Origin of the sequence: Pseudoalteromonas sp. NFXS39 (assembly GCF_040148775.1) — a bacterium.
Lineage (GTDB): Bacteria > Pseudomonadota > Gammaproteobacteria > Enterobacterales > Alteromonadaceae > Pseudoalteromonas > Pseudoalteromonas apostichopi.
This window is the reverse complement of sequence record NZ_JAGDEC010000002.1, coordinates 251281-263998: the sequence shown is the minus strand read 5'-3', so window position 1 is coordinate 263998 and position 12718 is coordinate 251281. Positions and strand designations below refer to the sequence as shown.

Below are 12718 nucleotides of genomic sequence, written 5' to 3'. Positions count from 1 at the left end.
GATTAAAGAATATAAAACAGTAGCCAGTTTGCTTGATTGTCCGCTATATTAGAATATCATCACTAGATACATTAAACATCCGCTTATGATATTCAGGTAGATTTTCGTAGCTCTGTCTTTTTTAGCTTTCCTGAAAATATCATCTGTTGTTAGGACATTAACGCACTCTTTCAGGAGCATCTTTTGAATATCAGCCGCAATGATAACAGAACATATCAACCCCTAACACTGGACAATGGTCTAAAAGTACTTTTAGTGCAAGACTTAGAATCAACAAAATCAGCGGCTTCTATGGCTATCAACGCAGGCCATTTTGACGATCCTCTTGATAGACAAGGCCTTGCACATTTTTTGGAACATATGCTTTTTTTAGGCACAGACCTGTACCCGGAGTCGGGTGGTTTTTCTAATTTTGTATCACAATCTGGTGGCAACACTAACGCGTGGACAGGCACAGAGCACACATGCTACTTCTTTGATATTAAAAACCAACAGTTTGCTGAAGCATTAGCACAATTTAGCCGTTTCTTCATAGCACCATTACTAAACCCTAAAGAAACAACTAAAGAGCGTAATGCCATAGATGCTGAGTTTAAGCTAAAAATAAAAGATGATGGCCGACGCATCTATCAGGCTCACAAAGAAACAGTCAATCCAGCCCACCCTTTTGCAAAGTTCTCGGTCGGTAACCAGCAAACCCTCGCTGATCGTGAAGGATGCATAAGTGATGAGTTACGTGCTTTTTTCGATAGCCATTATCAAGCTCAGTGGATGACACTTGTGATATGTAGCAATGAAGATATTGCGACAATGACTGCTTGGGTAAAACAGTTTTTCAGCGAAATTAAAGGTCAACCAAAAAGCAAAGAGATCATAGAACAGCCACTTTACCGTAAACAAGACTTAGGTAAGGTGTTACACATTGAACCACATAAACATATGCAAAAGCTGATCATTAGCTTTGCAATGCCTAATATTGACGACTTTTATCGTCACAAAACCGTTAGTTTTATTGCTCACCTACTCGGTTACGAAGGCAAAGGATCACTGTACTCTATTTTAAAAGAGCAAGGCTGGATAAATGCCCTTTCTGCAGGTGGGGGCATTAACGGTAGTAACTTTAAAGACTTTAACATCAGCATGGCTTTAACTGATGAAGGTATTGAGTACTATGAAGATATCGTAGAGATGGTGTTTGAGTATATCTGTTTAATAAACCAAAACTGCGATAAATTGCCACGTCTTTATCAAGATAAAAAGAATCTCTTACAAATTGCCTTTGATAACCAAGAAAAAGCTCGCTTAATTGATTGGGTTAGTAATTTAAGCATAAATATGCAGCATTACGATGAAGCTAATTATGTACAAGGCGATTATTTAATGGACGGCTTTAACCGTTGCGCTCACGAAATTGCCATGCAATGGCTCACACCTGACAATATGCGCTTGGTCTTAATTCATCCAGGTGTAGAACCAGAGCACACCACAGCTTGGTACAACACCCCCTATAAAGTGGAAGATATCTCGACAAGTTGGTTAGAAGCACTCAGTGAAATTAACACTCCATTGCCACAGATGTGCTTACCAAGTGCTAATCCATACCTCACTAAAGATGTTGAACTACTGCCATTAGAGAAACCAACTAGATCGCCTGAATTGTTAGTCAAAAAAGAAGGCTTTGACTTTTGGTTTAAACAAGATGCTACTTTTCGAGTGGCTAAAGGGCATTTTTACTTAGCGATGGACTCAACCTTTGCCATTAAAGATGTTAAACATATGGCCCTCACTCGTTTGTTTGCAGACTTGTTTATGGACAGTGTTGCTGAGCAATTTTATCCGGCAGAACTGGCAGGCCTTAGTTATCACTTAACATCTCACCAAGGCGGCTTGACCTTGCATACCGCAGGTCTTTCATCGAGCCAGTTAGAGCTAGTTAACGAATTACTTGAAGCTCTATTTAATGTTGAGATATGTGCAAAACGCTTTGCTGAATATAAAAAACAACTAGTTAGACATTGGCGAAACAGCAATCAAAACAAGCCTGTTAGTGAATTATTTAGTATTTTGGGTGCGCAAGTTATGCCGTGGAACCCAGAGCCTAACGCGCTCGCACAGGCTTTAAAGGATACTAGCTTTCATCAATTCAATTGCTTTAGAAATGAGTTTTTTAAAGCTTTGCATGTTGAATGTTTTTTACATGGTAACTGGCAACGAAGTGATGCGCTTAAGTTTCAAAAGCAAATTACTGAACACTTGTCTGGTAGCACCACTATCATTGATTTAACGCGACCACTTAATAATATTACCGAAGTGGAGCAACAGCGCTTCACGTTAAATTGTAGTGATCATGCGATGGTACTTTACTATCAAGCTCAAACTGATAACACCACCGAAAAAGTGCAAATGATGGTACTTAATCACTTGATAAATCAAGACTACTTTAATGAATTAAGAACCAAGCAACAACTAGGCTATTTAGTCGGTGCTGGCTATGCACCTTTTAACACACGCGCTGGTATCGCTTTTTATGTTCAGTCACCTAAACATAGTGCTGATGAGATTCTTCAACGTCACCAACAATTTATTAATAATTATGTGTCGCAAATAAATAACATATCTGAGCAGCAGTGGCTCGACACCAAAGCAGGTCTTGTCACTCACATCGCTGAAAAAGATAAAAATTTACGCTTACGTTCGCAACGTCTATGGCTAGCTATAGGCAATCGCGATACAGAGTTTAATATGCAACAGCAGCTTTTAGAGGCGCTTGATAAGTTAAGCCTAACCCAAATGCAGCAATATATTGCCGTAACGTTTAGTGACAACAGGCCAAGAATAGAACTTTTAAGCGAACCTAAGGACAAAAAACAGCCAAAAGCAACACTTTCTTCGCATTCTCTTTGACTCGAACGCGAGCTTAGATTAGATTAATTGTTGCGAATTACGGTAATGCATTAATGATAAAAACAATAAAAATGATTTCTGCTTTTTTAACAATAACTATGACTGGGATTTTTTCAGCATCCGCTAGTCCTATAGAGCTTGAACAGAGCACATTGCTGCTTATCCCAAGCGCTATTATGATGCTATTATTGCCGTACCTATTATTTGTCATTTTTAAATTGAAGCGCTCTCGAAAGCAACTGCGTATTTCAGAACATCGCTTAAAAAGTACCGTAGAAGGCAGTGGCGACACCCTCTGGGATTGGAATATTAAAACCGGAGAAGTGTTACGAATAAATGATAAATACACTTCAGATACTAATAATAGCAGCGGCTTCCCCCCTAACCGCGAACATATCCACCCTCACGATTTACAACACGTCGAAACAGCTCTTAAAAAACACTTTGCCGAACATACTGCCTTTTTTGAAGCGAGTTACCGCATTAAAGATACCCTAGGTCGTTGGCATTGGGTTCTAGATCGCGGCAAGATCATAGAAAAAGACGCAAACCTAAACCCTTTGCGAATGACAGGAACTGTGCGAGATATTTCTCAGCTCAAATCAACGGAAGCACGATTAAACCTATTTGCTAAATGCGTTGAGTCATTAACTGATGCTATCGCTATTTACGATAAAAACTTCAAGCTAGTTGACTTAAATCCAAGCTTCTTAACTTTGTTTGGTGGTAGCCGCGAACAATACTTAAAGAAAGAATTTACCCTAAATGGCTACGATCAAAGCTATGTAGATGAAATTAAAGCCACTGTAAAAGCGACAGAACACTGGCAGCAAGAGGTAAAACTTCGCAATGCGAAGAGGCAGCTGTTACCGATTGAAATTTCAATTGATGAGATTAAAAATGAGCACAATCAAATTTGCAACTATGTAGTTGTTTTTTCAGATCAAACTGAGCGTAAAAAAGCCGAATCACAATTACATAATTTATCGAACCGTGACCGCACAACGGGCTTACCAAACAGAAACTTGTTTTTCACAAACTTGAAGAAGCTCGCTAAGCAAGATAATCATCACGCTTTATTAGTCTTCGACTTAGATAACTTCAAAAAGATCAACGACTCACTCGGTCATCAGCTCGGTGATAGTTTGCTATCTAAGCTTGCGATGCGTTTGAATAAGTTAACCCGTGAAAAAGATGTGTTCTATCGCCTAGGGGGAGACGAATTTGCACTGGTAATGTCCGGAACTAACGATATTCATACCATTACTCGTATGGCTAAACTTTTTTTAGCGGCAATTGCCACACCGTTTAATATGGCTGGCCATGAACTTGTGATCACCTCAAGTGTGGGTATTGTGCTGTTTCCTGAGGATGGGAATACCCCAGAGTTATTGCTTAAAAATGCCGATACAGCCATGTATCACGCTAAGAAAAAAGGTAATAGCTACCTGTTTTTCAATGACACTATGAACCGTGAAGCAGTTAAACGCCTACAAATCGAAAACTTGATGCGCTACGGCCTAAAAGAAGATCACTTCGAAGTCTACTATCAACCGAAAATGAACATTCGCACAGGTAAGCTAGATGGTATGGAAGCACTGGTGCGTTTCATTACCCCAAAAAAAGGCGTGATCAGTCCAGGTGTGTTTATACCGATTGCTGAAGAAACTGGGCAAATTATCGAAATTGGTGAAGTTGTCTTAAACAAGGCATGCCGAGACGTAAAAGCATGGATTGATCAAGGCTTATTTAATGGTCGTGTCGCGGTGAATTTATCGGCTAAACAGTTTAGCTTGCCTGATTTAACCACCCGTATTGATGTAATATTACAAAAGAATGAACTGCCCTCTTACTTCCTTGAGCTTGAGATCACAGAAGGCACCGTAATGGATGATCCAAACGAAGCTATTGCCGTAATGCGTTCACTCAGCGCCCGTGGTATACACCTTGCAATGGATGACTTTGGTACGGGTTATTCATCATTAGCGTACCTAAAACAGTTTCCGCTTAATACCTTGAAAGTCGATAAAGCCTTTATTGACGATATGCAATCTGAACGAGGCCGCAATATGGTCGACTCTATTGTGACAATTGCTCATAACCTTGATTTACATGTGGTTGCAGAAGGTGTAGAACAAGCTGAACAAATAGCTATGTTAGAACAGTTAAAGTGTCAGACAATACAAGGCTACTATTATTCTAAGCCATTATCTCAGCCAGAATTTACCGCATTCTTGCAAAAGCAACTTGATAAGTCAGCGCCGAGTCTATTAAAAACCGTAAAAGCTTAAGGTCGCCAGCCACATGACTTGCGGCCAACATGGCGTACAAATGCGCGGCGATAGTGCACATTAAACAAACACCAAGCTACGGGCCCCAGCACACCACCTAACAGCATCCAACGTTTCACTGGCATCCCTTTAGAAAGAGACTCTAAATACATAACCACTATAAAAATACAGCTCAAAAATATAAATAGCACAAAGCACCTCATTAAAATCAGCGGCAGTGTACATAATTTCATCAAGCATTGAAACTTCACGCATGCTATAGCCTCTATAAGGCCTATTTATGCTCGCTTTAATACTCTTTAGCTTTGTCATCTAGGTTATTGAAACAATGTACAAAAACCAACCATTTTGCTATTATAGGGACGTGCGGTTAGCACAAAGGAATATACAAAAATAATCATGAGGAATCGTTATGTCTGAAGAATCAGCTAACATTTATGCAGCGCCAGAAGCCGAACTTACTCAACAAAATAATGGCGGAAATAAACCAATTTTGAATTTTGATCGTTTCTCAGCTTGGGGCGTGTTTTTTTTAAGTCTTATCACATTGGGAATTTACTCAATATATTGGCTTGTAAGCCGAACAAATAAGGCAAACATGCTTGCTAAACATAAAGTAAACCAAAACTTAGTTTATGGTTATATTGTACTTTATGTAATCAACTTTGCTTTAGCATTTACAGCTATTCCAGAAGTAATATCTTCTATCTTTTCAATCATTACTTTTATTGTTGGTCTAGTATTCATTTTCTCGTTAAGAACTTCACTTCAAGAGCTTATTAATGAAGGCAGCAATGAACCTGTGCACTTAAGTGGCATACTTACATTTTTCTTTTATGCTATTTATTTCCAATACAAAATTAATGAAGCTATTGATAATCAGAAATAACCATTTCGTTATCTAATAAAAAAGGCATTGAATTCAATGCCTTTTTTATTGCCGGATGGTATTACAATGCCCCTGAGTGCTTCACATTTAAATAGGTGTTAAGCACATGCGGTAGTAGCTGCTCAGGGTTACAGTCTATGGCTATCACCCCTTGTTTTTTAAGCTTAGCCATATTGGCTTTGTGTGAATTTAATAGCGCTAATGCTGCACAATAGCTGGTTGCATCTTCGTACTTTTCTATAGGCTCTTCGAGTACTTCATTCACTGCACGATTGTTAATATTAATAAGTGCGACTAAGTGATGCTTTTGTAATAGCTTAATTGCAGGCATTAATTCATCAATACTTTGCTCATCGAGCGTGGTGACTAATAACACTAGAGAGCGTTTACTGCGCTTGGCAATTAATTGGTTCACAGCCACTAAATAGTCACTACTGCTTTTATCTGGGTATAGATCATAAAAGTGATTCATCACCCTTGATACATTTTGTGCGCCTTTTACATCGGGTAACCAACGCAGATTTTGGTTAAAGCTTTGCATGCTAAACCAGTCACCTTGCTTTAAAACCGTGTGTGACAGCAATAATAATGCATTTAAAGCATGATCAAAGTGACTGCCTTCATTGGCTTCTATGGCCATTTTTTTAGAGGCGTCTAGCATCACTATGACGTGTTGGTTTTGTTCTTCTTGATACTCACGAGAAATGAGTTTTCGACGCTTACTAGTCGCCTGCCAATCAATCTGCCTGACGCTATCACCTTGGCGATATTCACGTAACTGCTGAAACTCAATACCATCACCGCGCTTTTTAGTGAGTTTTAAACCTGAAATTGGCTTATTCACCACCCCATTTAAATGCTGCTTTGAAGTAACACGGCTAAAATCTGGGTAAACCTTTAATTGGATAGCTTGAGCAGTTAACCAGTTTGTTTGCCAAAGGCCCAGTGGTGACCCAACTCTAAGCTCAATCGCACTAATCTCTGCATCGCCTCGTTTGTGAGCACGTAAATTAAAGCTCTGCTTAGCTTGTTGCATCGCATCAATAAACACAGTTTGCTGTGGTTTTTGCAGCTCAATCGCATTACTTAAATGAACACTGACATCTAACATAGTCGCATGCTTAGCTTTATTTTTAATGACTACATTTAATGCTTGGCGTCGATATAAGGCCATGTTGAGATTAGTTTGTGCACTCACTTCAAGTAAAGGCTCTGACTTCGCTGCCATATAATCTACAAATACCACCAATAAGGGCACTAATAACAAGGCCGTTAGCACTAAGCTGTCAACCGATGCAATAGCACAGACAAGCAACAATAACAGCAGCAAAGCTGTTAATTGTACTAAGTGTTTTGCAGGTCTATGCTTGATGCGATTCATGAGCGCGGCGCTTCAACACTGGCTAAAATGGCACTGATCACTTCATCAAATGATACCCCTTCAAGCTCCAGATCAGCGGATAAAATTAAACGGTGCCTTAAAATATTCACTGACACTGACTTCACGTCATCTGGGGTTACAAAGTCACGGCCATTCATCAATGCCATTACTTTTGCAGCTTTAATGATGTTAATTGAGGCCCGTAACCCTGCGCCGTGCAGCACACCCTGCCAAGTTCGTGAACTTCGCACAATATCAACAGCATAATTAAGTATTTGTTCGTCCACTAAGATATCTGCACAAAGCTGTTTAATTTCAGCAATACGCTTAGCATCCAATACTGCAGGGAGCTGCTCTACTTTGGTTTCATTAGAAACTATTTGTGTATTCAGTTTTAAAAGCTCAACTTCCGATTCATGTGAAGGAAAACCAAGCTCGACCTTCATCATAAAGCGGTCTAATTCAGCCTCTGGCAGTGGGTAAGTCCCTTCTTGATCTAACGGGTTTTGAGTAGCGAGTACCATAAACGGTGAATCAATAGATAATGACTCACCATCAATGGTGATTTGTTGCTCTTGCATTACCTCAAGTAGTGCTGATTGCGTTTTAGCTGGTGCACGGTTAATTTCATCAGCCAGCAAAATATTAGTAAATGCTGGGCCTTTTTTGATATTAAATTCACCTGATTTCATATCATACAAACTATGACCAACAACATCTGACGGCATTAGATCCGGCGTAAACTGCACTCGCGAGAAATCTACATTTAAGCTCTTTGCTAGGGCTCTAACCAGTAGCGTTTTACCAAGTCCAGGAACCCCTTCAAGTAACACATGACCACCCGCAAATAGAACGGTAAGTACATCTTCAACAATGGCATCTTGACCAACTAACACACGTGAAATGTTATGCTTTACTTGTTTTACTGCATCAGCTGCCTCAATTAAGCTCATGCGATTAGTATCCAATTCCGTGCTCATAAGGCATTCCTTAATTGTTTGAATCGTTTTATATATTCTGTTCGTTGTTCTTTTGACTCAGGCAACTTGCTAGCAAGTAACTGAGCCACATGTTGTTTTTCAAAATGAGTTAAATTAGCGATGATCTGCGCCTGTTTTTCAGCACTGAGCATTTTAAAGTTAGGCACTCGCGACTCTACTTTGGCGTAAAAATCTTTTTCTAGTGCGGTAAATAATACGGCTTCGTGACCATGCTCTGTATAGAAATTTGCTACTGCACGAATATGCTGATTAAAGCTGGTTTTTATATCGAACTCAGGAGTATAAGAGCGGCCAATGCGACTACTTATATGCCACACTGCAAGCACAATTAATAACAGCAACGTCACCACAAATTGCCAGCTCCAGTGCCATAATTTGGCAAACCAATTTGGGTAAGTTAGGTAAGGTACATAAGTGACTTTATCAGCCCCTTTACTTAGCCAAAGTAATAAGCTGCCATGATCAAGATGGCGAAGTCGGTAATTGGTAAAAGGTAACAGTGAAGGCATAACGATGACCCGACCTTGACCAAATGCAAAGTCACACATCAGGGTGTCACTATTTTCACTATTGGTGCTAACACCGGGGCAATTTTCAATATAAAACGCGCGACTTAACTCAAGATCGAGCTGAGTGTTTTCATCGATAGATAGCGTACTGTTTTTATTCCCTTCTTTAAGCATCGCAAAGTCATATTCAAAGACATCTTCTTGGCTTTGCACATTGATGCCAAGCTGACTAAAAAACACCGTGTTATCAATCGCCAGTTCATCGCGTTGCCTATTTAATACATAAATTAAACGCCCGCCATCAGCGACCCAATCAGCAAGTTGTACATCTAACTGGTAAGAATCAGCAAGCACTGCTTCATCCAAAATTAAGATACTTTGCGGGTCTATGTTTAACTCATCACTTTGTACTTGTTCTACCAAGCGCTTATTCTTCTGCCAATCGATGCCATTGGCTTTGAGTAGTCGTTGAGCCATCGTGAAATTGTCTTTTGCCACATCACTATGAAAACCAATTTCGATTTCTTTTTTCTGCCAATCTAAAGAAGCAATACCAGCAATAGCAAATATGCTAAACACCACTAGCGCCGCAATCAGCACATATTTAAGCTTCATGGGCTTGCTCCTTAGTCTCTGCTGTCATTGCTGTAATTTGCTCAGTCAGCTCGATAAAGTCGATATCAGGGGTTTTATGGCCCCAAGCAACTGTGACCCATGCAGAAAATAAGCGGGCAAAAATCGCTTGCCCTTGGCTAGGTACCTTTGCATCAATTGCACCTTTACATTCGCGCTCAGTCATCGAGCGGTGCAAGCGCACTTCATGTCGCTGCTGCGCCCAAGTCAGCGCATGATGAAGCAAGTACGCTAGCGCCAAGCGATGCTGACCTTGCTCAAAGCATTGCTTTGCAGCGGCAATTAAATCAGTAGGTAAATCTTTACTTTTAATTTCTGCAAATAAGGTCGGGATCACCGACTCTTCATTCACTTTACTACGCTCAGGCAAGCTTAAATTGGCAAAAAAACCGCGCTTTTGCATCAGGTAATAAACTAGCCAAATGACTAATAAACCTACCAATACCCAAACCAACATACCAAACATCTGACCAATGGCTGTAAACACATCGATAAGCCACGACCAATCACTATCTGATGAACTCGCTTTCGCTTCAATATTTGGCAGCCAGGTAGTCTCAGTTTCAATGACATTAGGCTCATTATAAAGAGCTGTAACTTGCTCTTTTACCGCTTGCTTATCGATTTGCTCTGCATAGCTAGTTGATGGTTGCAGCGTGAACGTTGTAAGTATAAGTAGTGCTACAGCACTGACTACGCCTGCAAGGCGGGTGCGAATATTTTTGAATGCCAGCTCGATATCCCAGCCTTCTAGTTCAACTCGACGGTGTAAATAAGCAAGGAAACCACCAGTGACGAAAAGCGGCGCCACTAAGGAAATACTAAGGATGTATATTAAATTAAACGCTATCTCAACCCAGATTGGCGCTTCTAAAATTTGATACATGGCTTCTTGTGCTGAAAATGAATGGGGCACAAGTGCAATTGTCAGCGCAGAAATCCCCATTAATAAGATAAACTCAAAATGCACACAAAATAGCATCCACAACGTTTGCTTTGGCTTCGTTGAGGCAAATAAAACCTGCTTGCGCTTTGTTTTTCGCTCGCCTGATAGCCGCTCAAGTTGCTCAACGGGCGCTAAAAATGCTCTATTTGGGCTAAGCCTGAAAATGGTTAAATGCGCTAGCATATCGGCAACTTTTAACTGTTTAAGTGACTTTAAGCTACTACTTATTTTGACCGGTTGATTGAATACCGCCTTTGACATGTAATCGAGTAAAGGTCGTTCAAATACAGGTTTAAGCCACCAAACAACAAATCCGCCTATGCCCCAATTTAATAAAAAGCCGACAATTAAAAATACTGGAACTGCCATCATCAAATACAAAGTGATCAGCGCCACAATATGCTGCTTAACTAACAACACAGTTAAATCAAAGGTCTCGTAAGCACTGCGCTTGCGGGGTGTGAAGCTAAGACGATTAAGCTCCATAGCGCATTCCCTTGTACAAACGGAAAATGACATAACACCAACAGCCGCTGCCAACTATATATTTAATTTCGTAAGCAATATCACGAGGTGACCAAAACGCTTCAATAAAAGCAGCAATTACTAACATTAAAAAAGCACCAACAATGAGCGGAAGTGCCTTTTGTGCAGCCTGTTTCATTGCATATGCACGGGTATACTGCCCAGGGCTTAATATGCCGTAACCAATCTGACATCCTGCAGCTGAGGCAATGATGATAGCAGTCAACTCAAACGAGCCATGAGTGATAACAAACGAAAAAAATGGCCCTTCAAAACCTACATTAACAATATGAGCAGCAACTGCACCAAAGTAAAAACTATTAAATAATAGGAAAAAAGCAGCGCCAACACAGAACAGCACACCACCTGCAAACATCTGAAATGCAATTCCTATGTTATTGTAAATGTAGACACCGAACATCATTAAGTCTTGCGGTGCACCGCGCTCAGCCGATTGAACGCTGCCACTGGGGTTATACATTTGTTCGATATTAAGCACTGTGCCTTGCCCTAAAAATGTATAAACGGCATCAGGGTCAATTGTCACCCAAATAAAAGCGATAAGGGCCAATCCCCAAAACGCGATTAAGTTTACAGCCAGCATTAAACGGTTTTCATACAGTGCGCGTGGAAATGCAGTTCGCGCCACATGCCATATTTCAGAGAATTGATTGCTTCGAGACAAATAAAGGCGCTTTTGCCCTAACTGCACAAGCCTATTTATTTGCTCAATCAACACAGGGCTGTATTGACGACTTTGGGCAATGGCTAAATCATTACAAACTTTGCGATATAAATTAGGGAAATTAACAGGTAAAGACTCAGCATTATTTTGCTCACAAAGGGCTTCGAACTCATCCCAACTTACGCTATTTGATTTTACAAATTGAGTTTGCTTCATTGTTTACCCTCCTGCTGCGGGTAATCGTTATCGTGTTGAACTTGCCCAGCGAAGTGGCGTGCGTAACTAACGAGCTGCGCTTCAATCTCGTGCTCTGCTGTAGAAAACGGTGCAGCTAAAATAGCTGCCAACTCACGACGCCTTGCATCAGATAATTCATCATGGCGCTCAGCAAAAGCAAGTACAGCTAATTGCTCTTCGGTAGTAAAGCTAATTGAAGGAATATGCACTTCACCTTGAGCTATTTCAGGCCGCTCTGCGAACTCATCGTCGTAAATAACCATGGTGCCTGCCGCCCAATCACCAATGCGTTTAAAGCGGTTGTTAAACAACATAACTACAAGGCCCAAAAAATAGCCTATCGGTAGCATATCTGCGGGGCGTAGCAAGTTACGCACAACTATTTGCGAAAAGCTCGCTGGTAAGCCATTGTCTTGCACAACACGAATATTAAGTCGTTTTTTACCTGGGGTTTGGCCACTTTCCATTTCAAACAGGATGTTATAGCCCCATGAAATTAAAAAGTAAGCAATTAATATAAGTCCTTGCCCTGCATCGCCAAAAAAGGCAAGTACAGTGCCTACAGCAAGTAAAACCAAACTACGGATAATAAAATCGATGGTGTAGGCATAGCTTCGGGCGACAACACCTGCAGGAGTGATAGCGATATTAACGCCTTCGGGGAGTTTGATGTATTCTCTGTTTTCCAATCCGTGGTTCAACATTAATCTACTACTG

Annotated in this window: 11 protein-coding genes; 3 read left to right on the top strand and 8 right to left on the bottom strand. The window is 40.5% G+C overall.

Features of this window, described 5'->3' with window-relative positions; all coding sequences use genetic code 11:
• Positions 1-183 precede the first annotated feature (183 nt).
• Together J3455_RS04795 and J3455_RS04790 are read left to right on the top strand one after the other, a co-directional pair.
• Entirely contained in the window at positions 184-2904 is a 2721-nt protein-coding gene (locus J3455_RS04795; protein WP_167657964.1) for an insulinase family protein, read from the top strand.
• A gap of 176 nt (positions 2905-3080) precedes the next feature.
• On the top strand, positions 3081-5195 hold the full coding sequence (locus J3455_RS04790; RefSeq protein ID WP_372799658.1) for a sensor domain-containing protein: 2115 nt from the start codon (positions 3081-3083) through the stop codon (positions 5193-5195).
• Here J3455_RS04790 and J3455_RS04785 read toward each other — a convergent pair.
• On the bottom strand, positions 5192-5314 hold the full coding sequence (locus J3455_RS04785; protein ID WP_256854814.1) for a hypothetical protein: 123 nt from the start codon (positions 5312-5314) through the stop codon (positions 5192-5194). The genes J3455_RS04790 and J3455_RS04785 overlap by 4 nt on opposite strands.
• 10 nt (positions 5315-5324) lie before the next feature.
• The gene (locus J3455_RS04780; protein WP_256854756.1) at positions 5325-5450 is read right to left on the bottom strand and encodes a hypothetical protein; all 126 of its coding nucleotides are present in this window, start codon (positions 5448-5450) and stop codon (positions 5325-5327) included.
• A 157-nt stretch (positions 5451-5607) separates the two neighbouring features.
• Between J3455_RS04780 and J3455_RS04775 the strand changes: the two genes are divergently transcribed.
• The gene (locus tag J3455_RS04775) at positions 5608-6084 is read left to right on the top strand and encodes a DUF4234 domain-containing protein (RefSeq protein ID WP_167657963.1); all 477 of its coding nucleotides are present in this window, start codon (positions 5608-5610) and stop codon (positions 6082-6084) included.
• 61 nt (positions 6085-6145) lie between these two features.
• On the opposite strand, the gene J3455_RS04770 is transcribed toward J3455_RS04775, so the two are convergent.
• Genes J3455_RS04770 through J3455_RS04745 form a run of 6 tightly spaced genes read right to left on the bottom strand, consistent with a single transcriptional unit; the run spans position 6146 to position 12705 of the window.
• The gene (locus J3455_RS04770) at positions 6146-7465 is read right to left on the bottom strand and encodes a DUF58 domain-containing protein (protein ID WP_349561231.1); all 1320 of its coding nucleotides are present in this window, start codon (positions 7463-7465) and stop codon (positions 6146-6148) included.
• On the bottom strand, positions 7462-8445 hold the full coding sequence (locus J3455_RS04765) for an AAA family ATPase (protein ID WP_130052012.1): 984 nt from the start codon (positions 8443-8445) through the stop codon (positions 7462-7464). Before J3455_RS04765 ends, J3455_RS04770 begins: the two co-directional genes overlap by 4 nt.
• Positions 8442-9590, bottom strand: coding sequence for a DUF4350 domain-containing protein (locus tag J3455_RS04760; protein WP_130052013.1), 1149 nt, complete (start codon positions 9588-9590; stop codon positions 8442-8444). Before J3455_RS04760 ends, J3455_RS04765 begins: the two co-directional genes overlap by 4 nt.
• Positions 9580-11040: a hypothetical protein gene (locus tag J3455_RS04755; protein WP_294092654.1), complete on the bottom strand. Its 1461-nt coding sequence runs from the start codon at positions 11038-11040 to the stop codon at positions 9580-9582. The genes J3455_RS04760 and J3455_RS04755 overlap by 11 nt, the downstream gene beginning before the upstream one ends.
• A complete protein-coding gene (locus tag J3455_RS04750) occupies positions 11030-11980 on the bottom strand; it encodes a stage II sporulation protein M (protein ID WP_130052015.1) in 951 nt (316 codons plus the stop codon). Before J3455_RS04750 ends, J3455_RS04755 begins: the two co-directional genes overlap by 11 nt.
• The gene (locus J3455_RS04745) at positions 11977-12705 is read right to left on the bottom strand and encodes an RDD family protein (RefSeq protein WP_286257627.1); all 729 of its coding nucleotides are present in this window, start codon (positions 12703-12705) and stop codon (positions 11977-11979) included. Before J3455_RS04745 ends, J3455_RS04750 begins: the two co-directional genes overlap by 4 nt.
• Positions 12706-12718: the final 13 nt, after the last annotated feature.

Coding starts and splice junctions, on each gene's coding strand:
- J3455_RS04790 (WP_372799658.1), top strand. CDS start 3,081: ATGATGCTATTATTGCCGTACCTATTATTTGTCATTTTTAAATTGAAG.
- J3455_RS04780 (WP_256854756.1), bottom strand. CDS start 5,450: ATGCGTGAAGTTTCAATGCTTGATGAAATTATGTACACTGCCGCTGAT.
- J3455_RS04775 (WP_167657963.1), top strand. CDS start 5,608: ATGTCTGAAGAATCAGCTAACATTTATGCAGCGCCAGAAGCCGAACTT.
- J3455_RS04770 (WP_349561231.1), bottom strand. CDS start 7,465: ATGAATCGCATCAAGCATAGACCTGCAAAACACTTAGTACAATTAACA.
- J3455_RS04765 (WP_130052012.1), bottom strand. CDS start 8,445: ATGAGCACGGAATTGGATACTAATCGCATGAGCTTAATTGAGGCAGCT.
- J3455_RS04760 (WP_130052013.1), bottom strand. CDS start 9,590: ATGAAGCTTAAATATGTGCTGATTGCGGCGCTAGTGGTGTTTAGCATA.
- J3455_RS04755 (WP_294092654.1), bottom strand. CDS start 11,040: ATGGAGCTTAATCGTCTTAGCTTCACACCCCGCAAGCGCAGTGCTTAC.
- J3455_RS04750 (WP_130052015.1), bottom strand. CDS start 11,980: ATGAAGCAAACTCAATTTGTAAAATCAAATAGCGTAAGTTGGGATGAG.
- J3455_RS04745 (WP_286257627.1), bottom strand. CDS start 12,705: ATGTTGAACCACGGATTGGAAAACAGAGAATACATCAAACTCCCCGAA.